General features: G+C 67.7%; 10 protein-coding genes. 4 read left to right on the top strand and 6 right to left on the bottom strand.

Annotation, left to right across the window (positions count from 1 at the left end; all coding sequences use genetic code 11):
- Positions 1-39 precede the first annotated feature (39 nt).
- Both CXR03_RS14395 and rsmA read right to left on the bottom strand, forming a co-directional pair.
- The gene (locus CXR03_RS14395) at positions 40-1,020 is read right to left on the bottom strand and encodes a 4-(cytidine 5'-diphospho)-2-C-methyl-D-erythritol kinase (protein ID WP_104104429.1); all 981 of its coding nucleotides are present in this window, start codon (positions 1,018-1,020) and stop codon (positions 40-42) included.
- Between the two features lie 118 nt (positions 1,021-1,138).
- Positions 1,139-2,083 carry a 16S rRNA (adenine(1518)-N(6)/adenine(1519)-N(6))-dimethyltransferase RsmA gene (gene rsmA / locus CXR03_RS14390; RefSeq protein ID WP_104104428.1) on the bottom strand — a complete coding sequence of 315 codons (945 nt, stop codon included), beginning with the start codon at positions 2,081-2,083 and terminating at the stop codon, positions 1,139-1,141.
- 247 nt (positions 2,084-2,330) lie between these two features.
- Between rsmA and CXR03_RS14385 the strand changes: the two genes are divergently transcribed.
- Entirely contained in the window at positions 2,331-3,554 is a 1,224-nt protein-coding gene (locus tag CXR03_RS14385; RefSeq protein ID WP_146070526.1) for a helix-turn-helix transcriptional regulator, read from the top strand.
- Between the two features lie 92 nt (positions 3,555-3,646).
- Here CXR03_RS14385 and CXR03_RS14380 read toward each other — a convergent pair whose 3' ends face one another.
- A complete protein-coding gene (locus CXR03_RS14380) occupies positions 3,647-4,747 on the bottom strand; it encodes a resuscitation-promoting factor (RefSeq protein WP_181034623.1) in 1,101 nt (366 codons plus the stop codon).
- A 372-nt stretch (positions 4,748-5,119) separates the two neighbouring features.
- Complete coding sequence (locus CXR03_RS14375; RefSeq protein WP_104104425.1) at positions 5,120-6,022, bottom strand: TatD family hydrolase; 903 nt, start codon at positions 6,020-6,022, stop codon at positions 5,120-5,122.
- A 138-nt stretch (positions 6,023-6,160) separates the two neighbouring features.
- Between CXR03_RS14375 and CXR03_RS14370 the strand changes: the two genes are divergently transcribed.
- Genes CXR03_RS14370 through CXR03_RS14360 form a run of 3 tightly spaced genes read left to right on the top strand, consistent with a single transcriptional unit; the run spans position 6,161 to position 11,205 of the window.
- Positions 6,161-7,237, top strand: a complete 1,077-nt coding sequence (locus CXR03_RS14370) for a MoxR family ATPase (RefSeq protein WP_104055207.1) — start codon at positions 6,161-6,163, stop codon at positions 7,235-7,237.
- 57 nt (positions 7,238-7,294) lie between these two features.
- Positions 7,295-8,782, top strand: a complete 1,488-nt coding sequence (locus CXR03_RS14365; RefSeq protein ID WP_104104424.1) for a DUF58 domain-containing protein — start codon at positions 7,295-7,297, stop codon at positions 8,780-8,782.
- Entirely contained in the window at positions 8,779-11,205 is a 2,427-nt protein-coding gene (locus CXR03_RS14360) for a DUF3488 and transglutaminase-like domain-containing protein (protein ID WP_104104423.1), read from the top strand. Before CXR03_RS14365 ends, CXR03_RS14360 begins: the two co-directional genes overlap by 4 nt.
- 60 nt (positions 11,206-11,265) lie before the next feature.
- Here the strand turns inward: CXR03_RS14360 and CXR03_RS14355 are convergent, their stop codons facing one another.
- Positions 11,266-12,747, bottom strand: a complete 1,482-nt coding sequence (locus tag CXR03_RS14355; RefSeq protein WP_104104422.1) for an NAD-dependent succinate-semialdehyde dehydrogenase — start codon at positions 12,745-12,747, stop codon at positions 11,266-11,268.
- Between the two features lie 154 nt (positions 12,748-12,901).
- The gene (gene rsmI, locus CXR03_RS14350; protein WP_258060144.1) at positions 12,902-13,726 is read right to left on the bottom strand and encodes a 16S rRNA (cytidine(1402)-2'-O)-methyltransferase; all 825 of its coding nucleotides are present in this window, start codon (positions 13,724-13,726) and stop codon (positions 12,902-12,904) included.
- Between the last annotated feature and the right edge of the window lie 55 nt (positions 13,727-13,781).

Genomic DNA, 13,781 nt, shown 5'->3' with positions numbered 1-13,781 from the left:
ACTTTCTTCCGGGGTTGGAAATGTTGGAAATATAAAAAGCTAGCCGGCGACGGCTGAGGCCAGCCGGGCGCCGGAAACCGGCCCCTCGACGGCGAGGGCGCGGTGGCCGCCGGCGCGCAGGGCCGCCGCAAGCTCCGCAGCCGCGGGCGCGTTCTGGGCCAAAAAGGCCACGGTGGGCCCGGAGCCGGAAACCATGCCGGCCAGTGCGCCCAGCCGCTCGCCGGCGCTCAGTACGTCCGCCAGGCCCGGCGCCAGCTGCAGCGCGGCCGCCTGCAGGTCATTGGACATAACGGATGCCAGGTCCTGAGCATTCCCGGAACGCATGGCGGTAAGGATTGCCGGATCAACTTCCTCCGGTTCCACTGCCTGCAGCTGTTCCTCCTCGCGGAGGGAATCCAGGGCGCCGTAGACGCCCGGGGTGGACAGCCCGAAGTCGGAGGCGACGAGCACCCAGTGCAGGGGCGTCTTGGATATGGCCGGGGTGAGCCGGTCCCCCACTCCCAGGCCGACGGCGGTGCCGCCGAGCAGCGAAAAGGGAACGTCAGCGCCGAGCCCGGCGGCGATGCCGGCCAGCTCTTCACGGGAAAGATGCGTGTTCCACAGGGCGTCACAGGCGACCAGCGCCGCCGCGGCATCGGCCGAGCCTCCGCCCATGCCGCCGGCAACCGGGACCCGCTTGGTGATGTGCAGGTGCACCCCGGTGGGGTTCTCCGCGAAGGGCGCCAGTGCCTGGGCCGCGCGGACCGCGAGGTTGTCCGGCCCGAGGGGAATGTCCTTCACGGGGACCTGCAGGGCACCGTCGCTGTCCACGGTGACGGTGATTCCGGGTCCCTCGGTAACCGTGGCCCGGACCTCTTCGAACAGCGAAACGGCCAGATAAACGCTGGCGACGCTGTGGTAGCCGTCGGGCCGGAGCGGGCCGACGCGCAGGGATACGTTGATCTTCCCGGGGGCGCGGACGCACACGGAGGCCGGGGCTGCCGTGGGGGGCTGTGCGGGTGAAAACTTCGCTGCGCTCATGTCTTCCAACTTAGAGGAAGGGCGGGCCGCGCCGTTAATGCAGCTGTTACCGGGGCCTGCGCCGGTGCAGCTCCGGAGCGGGCTCCGTGCCGGGCTCCGCGATTAGGAGGCGTCGCGATTAGGAGGCGTCGCCGTCGGGCAGTGCTTCGATGTCCGACGCAGACACAGACTCGGCGTCCGCAGGAGCCTGTGCCCCCTTGGCTTCCGCAATCCGGGCAAAGGCGGCAATGTCAATGACTTCGCCCCGGGCCCGCGGGTCCACCCCGGCCGCAACAAGCGCGTTTTCGGCCTGGGCCGGGCTCCCCGCCCAACCGGACAGAGCAGCGCGCAGCGTCTTGCGGCGCTGGGCAAAGGCGGCGTCGATCACGGCGAAAACTTCTTCGCGGGTGGCAGTGGTGGGCAGCGGATCATGACGGGTGAAGCCCACCAGCCCGGAAGCAATCTTGGGCGCGGGCCAGAACACGTTCATGCCGATCACGCCGGCCTTGCGCATGGTGGTGTACCAGGCGGCCTTCACTGACGGCACGCCGTAAACCTTGGATCCGGGGACCGCAGCCAGCCGGTCCGCGACTTCGTCCTGAACCATCACCAGGCCGTGCTGCAGGGACGGGAAGCGCTCCAGCAGATGCAGCACCACCGGAACGGCCACGTTGTACGGAAGATTGGCCACCAGTGCCGTGGGCTCAACAGGAAGCTCGGTAATCCGCATGGCATCTCCGAGGACCACGTGCAGCTGATCCGCCTTCTCGGGCCGCCATGCCTTCACCGTTGCGGGCAGCCGTCCGGCAAGCACAGGATCAATTTCGACGGCGACCACGGTCTTCGCTGCATCCAGCAGTCCCAGCGTGAGGGATCCCAAGCCGGGCCCCACCTCCAGCACGGTTTCTTCGGGTCCGACGCCGGCGGCGGCGACGATGCGCCGGATGGTGTTGCCGTCAATGACGAAGTTCTGGCCCAGGGTCTTGGTGGGGCGCACGCCCAGCTCGTCGGCCAGGGCGCGGATGTCAGTGGCACCCAGCAGCGGTTTGACCGGAGGACGGGAAGCGGAGGCGGATTCAGTCACCTAGCAATACTAGCCGAGCACCGTGTTCCTACCGATGGGGCGCTAGTCAGGCCAGTTACCCACCGCCGCGCCTGCCCGCAGGCGGAATTCATTCCTCTTCATCGTGTTTCCTCCCAGAATGGTGGATCACCCTGCCCCCACCAAAAATCGGTCGGTAGCATTCGGGGCCGAGGCACTCTTCCAGTGTCCCCCAGCCCCGGAACGGCGGTAATGACATATGGGCAAAACCTTCGGAAACCGACTTCAATTGGCGCGCACGGAACGCCTGCTGACCCAGGAAGAGTTGAGCGGCGACGTGTTCCTGGCACGCGATGTGTCGATGCTTGAAAAGGGCCGGCGGGAGCCGTCCGGCGGGGCCATCCGGTTTCTGGCGGAACGGTTGACCGCGGTGCCGGGCTATCCGCACCCGAGGGCAGGCGGGGACAGCCGCCTCTTCCTGGAGTTCTCTGCAGCACAGGCGTGGGATGAGCGGAATTACCAGGCCGCACGAAGGTTGTCCCAACTGGCGGCGGATGCGGCGCTGGTGGAAGAGGACCCTACCGGATGGTGGGAACTGTCCTTCATGGCGGCTGCGTGCCTTCGCCGGCTGCACGACTACCCGGCCTGCATCGCAGAGGCGGAACTGCTGGCACAACACCCCCTGGCAGCGGAGGGGCAACCGCTGCGCCCGCAGGCTGAGGCCTTGCTGGCAACCGCCTGCCAGGGAGCCGGACGGCTGCCCGAGGCTGTCATCCATGCCAGACGCGCACTGGACATTGGCGTGCTGCTGCGGCTGAGCGCTGATCAGCTCATCGAGGTATATCAGGCACTCATCGCTGCCCTTTCCGAAAGCGGCCTGCAGGAGGAAGCGTGGGGCCACTGCCAGGCATTGCTGCTTCCGCTGCTGGAAGCAGCGTCGGATGCCCAGACGGCGGGAAAGGGGTTTTGGGCGGTGGGCAACGTCGCGTTCCGCCGGGGCGATACAGCCGCCGGCCTCCGTTACCATGCCAGAGCCGAGTTCCTCCTCAATCCCGACGCGGATCTGGAGGCCTGGGCTGCCTTTAACCGCTCTTCGGCGGCCATGCGTCTTGCCGAGGGACTGCACGACGCCGCTACCAGCCGGCTCATGGACCATGCCGAAACTGCCCTCTCAGTGCTGGGCGGCACCGAGGAAGACATCCTGGAGAACCTGCACAGCAGGGGCCGGTGGCATCAGCTCTCAGGCAACCATCAATCCGCCGTGCAGATCCTTACTGATGTCTACGCCCGGCGGACGGCGCTCTCCCCCCAGGGCGCCGCCGAAGTGGCCCTGCACCTGGGGTTGAGCCGGGCTGCCCTCGGAGAAATGAGCACCGCGGTGCAAATGCTGGATGACAGCGCGAAGGCCTTCTTCAACGCCGGAGCCATGGACCGGGCAGACCACGCAGCCCGGTTGGCGAGCCAGGCGCGGGCGGGGGCTCCTGTCTGGTTAACCGCGAGGACCGGAACCTGATAACAGGTTCCGGTCCTCGCGGAACTGGTAGCGCTCTGTGCCCTTAGCCCTTAGCCCGGGCGGGCACAACAGGCGGGGTAACTTCCGCCCGGTTAGAGCAGGCCCAGCTTGGCGGCACAGGACGGCCAATGTCCCCAGCCGCCGTTGGCGCGAAGCTTTTCAGCTACGGCAATCTGCTGATCCGGGGTGGCCCCGGCGGCGATGGGCGCGTACTGGCCGCCACCGGCACCAAGCCAGCTGGAGACACTGAACTGCAGGCCGCCGGAATAACCGTTGCCGGTGTTGATGTGCCAGTCTCCGCCGGATTCACACTGGGCCAGAGCCGCCCAGGTTCCGCCGGAGGGAGCGGCGCCGCCCGGAGCGGCAGCCGGAGCCGGTGCCGCGGGTGCGGGCGCGGTTTCCTTCTTCTTGGTGCCTACCGCGACCTTCGCGTCAACCGGCTGCACGGAGACGGTTTCACTCACCAGGGTCCGGCTGACCTCGCGGCCGTCAACGAGTTTGATCGCGAAAACTGCGGCCTTCTCGCCCGGAGTTCCCTTGACCGTCACCTTTTCTTCGCCCTCGTAAAGGTTGGGGTCCGGCACTTCAGCGGTTTCAAACGGCAGGGCTTCGGTGACTGTGACCTTTTCGCCGGCCGTGACGCGGGTAATCTTCAACGCCATGCCGTCCACCAGTGCGGCGGACTCAGGAGCCGAGAGGCGGTCCGTTGCAGCGAGCTCAATGCCCGCTTCGTCCAGCAGCTCCTCCACCGTCTCCGCTGTGGTGGGGCGGTTGTAGGACTTGCCGTCCATCACCATGGTGACTGTCTTTGGAGTGGAGATCGACAGCGGATCCTGAAGCCCGGAGAGGGCCGTGTCCAGGGAGGCGGACACCGCAGAGTTGGAAGCTACCCGAAGTTCCGACACCAGATCCGCAACGGTCTGGCCGGTGGTGCTCACTGTGTGGCCCTGGCCGTCCAGGGTTACGTCCACGGTCTTGGCCTTGGAGACTTCGATCCGGGTTCCGTCGCTGACCTCGCTGGCCAGGTCGGGGCTCACCTGGTCTGCCTCGGTGACCTGGACATCTGCTTTTTGGAGAACTTCAGCGACTGTGCCGCCGAACGTCTTGACGTCGCTGGTCTGGCCGTCGACGCTTAGTACCACGGACTTGTTGGTGCCTACAAAGGCCACCAGTCCCAAAATGAGGGCGACCATAACAACGGCCTGCCCGGTTAGTTTTACCCCACGCCTCACGAGTGCATGTGCCACGGAATCCCAAACGTTCATAGTTTCCGGGCACGGGGATCAGGGCGCGTGGCAGCCGATGTCCCCGGGTCTCACGGGGCGACTCTGTGCGCAGGCAAGGAACCTCTGCCGCAACCAGGCACAGATGTGGCACGGCGCTTCGGCTGAAGCGTGCGCACGCCTGTTCACAGGACGGTGTGTGGTTCGATATCAGTTCCGGTGCCTTCCCCGACCCCGGCTAATAGGTCCCCACCGTAACCGAACCGTGATCTGAGGGCAAACCGGGGTTTGGGCCGGTCCAAGTGGTACATGTGCCATACGGGGAAACTTTCACACCGGCGGCTAGTCCCATGAACCGTAGGTACGGACCGTGTTTTCCACCAACTGCGTTCCCAGTTCAGCCAGGTCCGCTCCGAGTTCTGCGGCCATGAACCGGACGGTGTAGGGCACCATGTAGCTGGCATTGGGCCGGCCCCGGAAGGGGTGCGGCGTGAGGAAGGGGGAATCGGTTTCCACGAGCAGCAGCCTGCGGTCGGCCACGGCGAGCGCCTCCCGGAGATTCCCCGCGTTCTTGAAGGTGACGGTGCCGGCAAAGGACATACTCCAGCCATGCTCATTGCAGGTCCTGGCCAGATCGGCATCCCCGGAAAAGCAGTGGAAGACCACCTTCTCCGGGGCCCCCTCTTCCAACAGCACACGGACAACGTCCGCGTGCGCGTCACGGTCATGGATCTGCAGGGCCAGCCCCAACCGCTTGGCAATGTCGATGTGCCGGCGGAAGGAGTACTGCTGCCGCTCAACGCCGTCCGGGCCGGTGCGGAAGTAATCAAGTCCGGTTTCGCCGATGCCCCGGACCCGGGGATGGCCGGCCAGTGCTTCAATTTCCTCGAGCGCCGCGTCCAGGGTCCCCTCTCCGGCCAGTACGGGGGCATCGTTGGGGTGAATGGCCACCGCTCCCAGCAGCCGCGGTTCCTCATCCAGGATCCGGACAGTGAACCGCGAAGATTCCAGATCCGTGCCTACCTGAACCGCACCCCGGACTCCCGCCGCGGCGGCGGCGTCCATGGCCGCCCCCACTTCCGCGGTGCCGGCCCCGCCAGGGGCAAAGTCCAAATGTGTATGGTTGTCAATCACGGGCACCGGCAGGGGCTCCGGCCCGGGAGGATAAGGTTTCCCGGTGCCGGACGCGAAGTCCAGATAGGCCGCAGGGATTTCGCCCGGAACATAACCACTGTCATTGCACATGTCTTTAACCCTAAGTGAGCTTGTAACCTGTATTCACATGAGGCCGCTGCCGAACCGGCGGAGGGCCTGTAGCGTCGCACACCGGATCCCTTAGTCAGGGGCAACGGAGTGCGATTTCCCGAGGCTTGGAAGGTATCCATGGACGCTCGAACTCCAGCTGCAGCCGCCGCTCCCTTTGCCGGTGATTCACCGGGAACGGAGGTTCCCGGGCCTACGGCTGGATGGAACCGAGCCGCAGGAGCGGGATACAGCGCCGACGCATTTCACACTGCGGCGTCCAGCATCCTCGCCGCAGTCAATACTGTCATTGACGGCAAGAAGGAAGCAGCCTCGCTGGTCCTGACCGTACTGCTGGCCCAGGGGCATGTCCTGCTGGAAGACGTGCCCGGCGTCGGAAAAACGCTCCTGGCCAAGACGCTCGCCCGGACCATTGACTGTTCGGTGACGCGGATCCAGTTCACCCCGGACCTGCTGCCGTCCGACGTCACGGGCGTGTCCATCTACAACCAGGACGCCCACCGGTTCGAGTTCCGCCAGGGCCCCATCTTCGCCAACATCGTGATCGGCGACGAGATTAACCGCGCTTCCGCGAAGACCCAGTCCGCGCTGCTGGAGTGCATGGAGGAGCGGCAGGTGACCGTCGACGGCGGGACCTACCGGCTGGCCGAACCCTTTATGGTGGTGGCCACCCAGAACCCGATCGAAATGGAAGGGACCTATCCCCTGCCCGAAGCCCAGCGGGACCGGTTCATGGCCCGCATTTCCATGGGTTACCCGGACACCCGGTCCGAAATTGAGATGCTCGAAAGCCACCAGTCCACCTCGCCGCTGGACGCGGTCTCGGCAGTGGTCGACGTCGGTGAAATTGCGGCCATGACGGCCCGGGTACGGGATATCTTTGTCTCCTCCGCCGTAAAGGAGTACACGGTTGCCATTGGCCAGGCGACCCGGGAGCATCCCCATCTGCGCCTCGGTGCCAGTCCCCGCGCCCTGCTGCAGCTGCTGCGAGCCGCCAAGGCCCACGCCGCGCTGGCGGGGCGTGACTTTGTCCTGCCCGATGACATTTCCCGCCTCGCTGATCCCGTGCTGGCCCACCGCATCATCCTGGACCGCAAGGCCACCAGTTCCGGCGATACGCCGTCGGGCCTGCTCTCACACCTGCTCGCACGCGTTCCCGTTCCGCGCAGTCCCGCCGGCGAGCGCCTGAGGCGGTAGGGCCGCCGCGGGACGGCTCAGGCAGCACCACCGGTACACCACCAGCGGGAAGGCTCCATGGACTTTGCAAGCGCAGCACGGCTGCTGACGGCGCGCGGCTGGGGTCTTGTCGTGGCCGGGGCCGCAGCCCTCCTGACCGCCCACATTATGGGCCGCCGGGACGCACTCATCCTGGGCCTGTTCCTGCTCACCCTGCCGCTGCTTTCGGCGCTGGCGCTGCGGCTGGTCAAGCCGGTGTTCCTGGTTGAACGCACCTTCAGCCCGGCCACCGTGGAGACCGGTGTCCCCGCCCGGGTGATGCTCTCGCTGCGCACTCCCCGACCGGTCCGGCAGAGCGCCTCCATGCGCGAAGGTCTGCCGCTGCGCTTCGGACAGAGTCCGGTGTTCCGTTTTCCGGCCCGTTTTCCTGATGCCGACGGCGCCAGCACCTACGAGTACCAGTTGCGCTCCGCCCGGCGCGGCATGTTTCCCATCGGACCGGTGACGGCGGAGTTCACCGACCTTTTTGGCCTCTCCCGGAGGCTGCACACCCTCGGTGCCACGGATCCGCTGGTGGTGTCCCCGGCACCTCAGGAGCTGCCGGCCGCGTCGCTGGGCGGCCCCCGGGGGACGGAGGGATCCGTTTCCAATCCCCGCCGCGGCAGCCCCAGCGAAGATGACGTCTCCACGCGCGAGTACCGCGCGGGTGATCCCATGCGGCGGGTCCACTGGGCGGCGACTGCCCGTCACGGCGAACTGATGGTCCGGCAGGAGGAACCCGTCACCTCCCCGAGCGCCACGCTGCTTCTGGATTCGCGGCAGTCCTGCTTTGCGGGCGGCCTTGGAACGCCGCTGTGGACGGACCCCGCCGCCGGAAACGGGCTGTCCACCTCCGAGTCCTTTGAATGGGCGGTCACAGCATCAGTTTCAGCTGCCGCCTTCCTGCTCGACAACGGCTACTCGCTGCGCCTGCTGGATGCGTACGCGCGGCCCGGTCTCGGCCGTTCCCCTTCCACCCCCGATCCCCTGCAGCGCGATTTCAGCGGCCCCGCAGGGCTGCAGGACATCGCAGAGGGCCTGGCGGCGCTGGAACTTGAGGCGCGGCCGTTTGAACGGCAGGCGGACACGGGCAAGGCGGCGGTCCCCGGGTCCGTACCCGCAGCCCCGTTCCGGGGTATTCGCGCAGTCCGCGGCGCCCACAGCGCCGGCACGGCCAGCCCAAAGGGAGCCGACCCGTCACCGGCCGACAACCGCCGTGCCTTCGGTTCCGGGCTGGCGGACACTTTGGCCCAGCGCCGACGCGGCCCCCTCGTTGCGGTTCTGGGCAGACTCACGGCCGACGACGCCGCCCGGCTGGCTCCGGCGGCAGACTATGCCACCCGGGCCTGCGCCATCCTGGTCACGGACCGGCTCCAGGAGGCGGGGCCGGCACTTGCCGTCCTGCACGCCGCCGGCTGGCAAGCCGTTGCTGCTACCCCCGAATCCGATCTGGCCCGCTGTTGGGCGGGCTTCGCTTCCGCCGCCCAGCCGGTAACTTCATCCCCCGGTCGGGAGGACCATCCATGACTGATGTGCTGTCCCGCCCCGCGGCCAACGCCCCCGCCGGTCCTCCCCCGCCGCCGTGGGACTGGACCGCCGCCGGGGCGAGCGCCGCAGCTGTCCTGCTCTGCAGCATCAGTCTGCACGGAGTCCTGGACGGCTGGAGCTGGTTGCCGCCGCTAACCCTCAGCACGGCCGCGGTGATCGCCGCCATGGCTGCGGCACGCAGGTTCCGGTTTCCCACCGCACTGGTGCCGGCGGCAGGCCTGGCAGCGCTCGCCGTCGTCCTGACCTGGTTGTTTGCCGCCTCGACGGCGCTGCTCGGGCTGCTGCCCACCGGGGCGACCCTGGGGCGGGGCAGACAGCTGCTCACCGAAGCCCAATCGACCATCATGAACCAGGTTCCGCCGGTGCTCGCCGACTCCGGGATCGTTTTCATTGCCTGTTTGGGCACCGGACTGATCGCACTGCTGGTGGACACACTGGCCACTACCCTGCGCATGCCTGCAGCCAGCGGCCTGGGGCTGCTGTCCCTGCTGATCGTGCCGGCCGTCCTGAAGCCGGAGAGCATCGGCGCGTTCCCCTTCATCCTTGCCGCAGCCGGATACCTGCTCATCCTGGCCACCGGGTCCTGGCAGGAGCGGCCGCACCGACCGGGGGACGCCATGCGGCGCCCGCCGCGCAGCCAGGTGGGCACCGCGGCCGGCATCGGCGCCGGTGCCCTGATCCTCGCCCTGTGCCTGCCCGCAGCGCTTCCGGGCTTTAACCAGGGCACGTTTCCGCAGGGCTCACGGCTGAACATCTGGACCGGCCAATCCGGTCTCAATCCGGTGGTGGCGCTGGGCAATGACCTGCGCCAGCCCTCAGCCTCCGGCCGGATCCTGTATGCCACGGATTCTCCTTCTTCGCTCTATCTGCGATCGACCACTTTGGAGGACTTCTCGGGCCGGCGCTGGGCACCGGATCTTCGGGAAGACACCCGACGGCGGGGCCTGCAGGACATGTCACCGGCCGAGGAGAACGGTCGGGCGCCGAACATGTCAGTGGTGACCACACGGGTCAGGTCCGAGACCTATGTCAGTCCCTGGCTGCTCGCTCCCTATGCCCCCCAGCGCGTGTCCGGAGCCCTCGGACCGTACAGCTGGGATCCCAAAACCATGACCGTCATCTCCGGGGACAACACGGAGCGCGGGTATTTGGACTACGAGGTCCAAAGCTTCGCGCCCAACTTGTCCCAGGCTGACCTGCAGGGCCTGGCGCCGGCACCCAAAGACGCCGTGGACCCCGTTTTCACCTCACTGCCCGAGGACCTGCCCGTAAGTATCCGGGACGCTGCGGCGACTGCCACGGAGGGAACCTCCGGACCCTATGAACAGGCCATGGCCATCCAGGCCTACCTCCGCGGGCCGGCGTTCAGCTATTCGCTCGATGCTCCGGTTGAGGGCGGATACGACGGGAACGGCATTGATGTCCTCGACCGGTTCCTGCAGGAAAAATCCGGCTACTGCACTCATTTCGCCGCTGCCATGGCTGTCATGGCCAGAGAGGCCGGCATTCCCAGCCGCATGGCGCTGGGCTTCGCTCCGGGGCGGTCCACCGGTAATTCCATCCCCGGCAACGACGGCCAGGAGCTTCGGGAGTTCGAAGTGGATTCCCGCGATGCGCACGCGTGGCCGGAGCTGTATTTCGAAGGGCTGGGCTGGGTGCGGTTTGAGCCGACCCCGTCCCGGGGATCAGTGCCTGCCTACGCGGTGGAGCCCCGCTCGAACCCCGGCCCGGTCCGCGACGACGAGCGGGACCTGGAGGCGGGAAACCCGGTGCTTCCCGAGCCCAGTCCCGAAACCTCAACCAGCGCGGCCGCCCCTGAGGCTGCAGCGCCGCCGCAGCCGGAAGAGACCCATGCCGGGAGGTTCGCCGGAGTTGGACTTGGCTTGGCGGCAGCCGCCGGTGCACTGCTGAGCCCCTGGCTGCTGCGCCGGCGCAGGCGCAGCATCCGCCGGCGTCTCCTCGGACCCGGACAGCCGGCACGCGGCAGCGCGGGGGCTTCCGGTGCCGGCGGGGCGGGGCCCCGGAACAGCCTCACCGGGCCCGCAACCCTGGCCTGGGAAGAAGCGGCGGACACCGGAGTGGACTACGGCCACGTCCCGCAGAAGGCGGAATCTCCCCGTGCCTACGCCCTGCGACTGGCGCACGAGGCCGGACTGACGGACAACTCCGCGGCAGCGCTGGAGCGGCTTCGGGCCGCTTATGAACTCGAAGTGTATGCCGCACCGGCTGCACGGCCGCAGGGCGCGTCCGGAGCAGCCCGAGACCTGCCGCCGGGCCCCGGATCAGGGCTCTGGTCCGATGTCACCGCTGTCCAGCAGGGGCTTCAGGAATCCGCCACGTGGGGCGCAAAGCTCCGGGCCCGCTTCTTCCCGGCCTCCCTGGCCTCCCGGTTCCAGCGCTGACGCACAGGCTGTACTGACCGGCAGTACGGTACGGGAGACCGGGAGCCCGGACAGTCCGGCCTAGACCGCGGTGGGATCAGCGATGCCGATGTACTGCGTGTACAGGTACTCCTCGATGCCCTCGGCGCCGCCTTCACGGCCGAGCCCGGACTGCTTAACCCCGCCAAAGGGAGCGGCGGCGTTGGAGACCACGCCCGCGTTGAGCCCGAGCATCCCGGTTTCCAGCTTCTCCCCGATCCGCAGTCCGCGGTTCAGGTCCTCGGTGAAGACGTAGGCCACCAGGCCGTACTCCGTGTTGTTTGCCAGTGCCACGGCTTCATCCTCAGTGGAGAAGGTGACGATGGGGGCCACCGGACCGAAGATTTCTTCCCGCAGGATGCGCGCATCAGGAGCCACGTTCTTCAGCACGGTCGGCTGGTAGAAGTAACCCGGGCCGTCCACCGGTGCGCCGCCCACTACGGCGGAGGCGCCGCCGTCGACCGCATCCGTCACCAGGGCGTGGACCTTGTCGCGGGACTTGGCATCAATCAGCGGGCCGATCTTGGACTCGTCCTCGGTTCCGCGGGCAGTGGTCATGGCGCCCACCTTCGCCGCGAACTTCTCCGCGAACTCGTCGGCAACGGACTCGTGCACAATGAAGCGGTTCGCCGCCGTGCAGGCCTCGCCCATGTTGCGCAGCTTGGCAGCCATGGCGCCGGCCACGGCCTTGTCCATGTCCGCGTCCTCGAAGACCACAAACGGGGCGTTGCCGCCGAGCTCCATGGAGGTGCGCAGCACCCGGTCCGCGGCGTCGCGGATCAGACCCTGGCCCACGGGAGTGGACCCGGTGAAGGAGACCTTGCGCAGCCGCTCATCCTTCATGATCGGGCCGGTGACGTCGCCTGCGGACGTAGTGGAAACCACGTTGAGGACGCCGGCCGGCAGCCCTGCCTCCATCATCACCGCAGCAAAGAGCTGGGAGGTCAGCGGGGTGAGCTTGGCAGGCTTGAGCACCATGGTGCAGCCTGCGGCAACGGCGGGGGCGATCTTGCGGGTGGCCATGGCCAGCGGGAAGTTCCACGGGGTGATCAGCAGGCACGGTCCCACGGGTTTCTTGTTCACCATCAGGCGGGACTTGCCGTCCGGGGAGGTGCCGTAGCGGCCCGAGATGCGGACCGCTTCCTCGGAGAACCAGCGCAGGAACTCGGCGCCGTAGGTGACCTCGCCCCGGGCTTCGGCCAGCGGCTTTCCCATTTCCAGGGTCATCAGCAGGGCAAAATCCTCAGCCCGCTCGGTTACCAGGTCAAAAGCGCGGCGCAGGATTTCCCCGCGCTCCCGCGGTGCGGTTTTGGCCCAGGAGTCCTGCGCGGCAGCGGCGGCGTCCATGGCGAGGGCGCCGTCCCCGGCACTGGCGTCGGCGATGCTCAGCAGCACCTTCCCGGTGGCCGGATCCTCGACGTCGAAGGTCCTGCCGCCCTCGGCATCCCTCCACTCGCCGTTGATCAACAGGCCGGTGGGGACCTGAGCCAGCAGTTCGGCTTCGCGGTCAGCGGTAATACCCATGGAATGCCTCCAAGATTCGACGTCGTTGCCCGGGCCGGAAGACCCGTCATCCATGTTCACCGTATGCGGGTGCCGTTGCGGCTGTAAATGCGGAAGTGCACCATGGAGTTCCCCCGACGCTGTGCATTTGGCCAAAGACCGGACGGCTGCAGCCCTAGCCGCGGGCGGCCAGCACCGCCGAGTACAGCTCGCGCTTGCTGATCCGGGCGTCCTCCGCGACGGTGGCCACGGCGTCCTTCAGGCGTGCGCCCTGGGCCACCAGGCCGTTGACCGCCGCAACGTGGTCTTCAGGCAGCTCGGGGGCAGCCTCGCCGGCTCCGGCGACGACGACGGCGATCTCCCCGCGCACCTCGGAGGCCTCGGCCCATTCCAGCAGTTCACGCAGCGGGGCACGGAGCACCTGCTCGTGCAGTTTGGTCAGTTCTCGGGCGACGGCGGCCCGCCGGTCTCCGCCGAACGCTGCGTCCAGCGCGCGGAGCATTGGTTCCAGACGGTGCGGCGCCTCAAAGAACACCATGGTGCGCCGTTCTCCCGCCAGCTCGGCCAGCCGTGCACTGCGTTCGCCGGCCTTGCGGGGCAGGAACCCTTCGAAACAGAACCGGTCGGTCGGCAGTCCGGAAAGCGCCAGGGCGGTCAGGACCGCGGACGGACCGGGAGCTGCGGTGACGGTAAGGCCCTCGCGGGCTGCGGCCTCCACCAGCCGGAAACCCGGATCGGAGACCGCGGGCATGCCGGCGTCGGTCACCATCAGCAGGGTGGCGCCGCCTCGCACCATCTCCAGCAGGTCCGCCGTGCGGGTTGCCTCGTTGTGCTCGTGGTAGCTGATGATCCGGCCGCTGGTGGTGATCTTCAGGGCGGACACCAGCCGGTGCAGGCGGCGGGTGTCTTCCGCGGCGATGACATCGGCGGTCTCCAGCAGCCCGATGAGCCGGTTCGTGGCGTCTCCCATATTGCCGATGGGAGTGGCGGCCAAAACAATCTGCCCGCCGCCGGTGCGTGCGTCAGCGGCGGCCGAACCGCCGTCGTTCTGCGTG

It is taken from the genome of Arthrobacter sp. 08Y14, assembly GCF_002929455.1.
GTDB classification, from domain to species: Bacteria; Actinomycetota; Actinomycetes; order Actinomycetales; family Micrococcaceae; genus Arthrobacter_B; species Arthrobacter_B sunyaminii.
This window is presented reverse-complemented; position numbering and strand designations above follow the sequence as displayed.

Bases quoted from the DNA above. Each gene is read 5' to 3' on its own strand.
- CXR03_RS14395 (WP_104104429.1), bottom strand. From the start codon at position 1,020: ATGAGCGCAGCGAAGTTTTCACCCGCACAGCCCCCCACGGCAGCCCCG.
- CXR03_RS14380 (WP_181034623.1), bottom strand. From the start codon at position 4,747: ATGGTCGCCCTCATTTTGGGACTGGTGGCCTTTGTAGGCACCAACAAG.
- CXR03_RS14375 (WP_104104425.1), bottom strand. From the start codon at position 6,022: ATGTGCAATGACAGTGGTTATGTTCCGGGCGAAATCCCTGCGGCCTAT.
- CXR03_RS14370 (WP_104055207.1), top strand. From the start codon at position 6,161: ATGGACGCTCGAACTCCAGCTGCAGCCGCCGCTCCCTTTGCCGGTGAT.
- CXR03_RS14365 (WP_104104424.1), top strand. From the start codon at position 7,295: ATGGACTTTGCAAGCGCAGCACGGCTGCTGACGGCGCGCGGCTGGGGT.
- CXR03_RS14360 (WP_104104423.1), top strand. From the start codon at position 8,779: ATGACTGATGTGCTGTCCCGCCCCGCGGCCAACGCCCCCGCCGGTCCT.
- CXR03_RS14355 (WP_104104422.1), bottom strand. From the start codon at position 12,747: ATGGGTATTACCGCTGACCGCGAAGCCGAACTGCTGGCTCAGGTCCCC.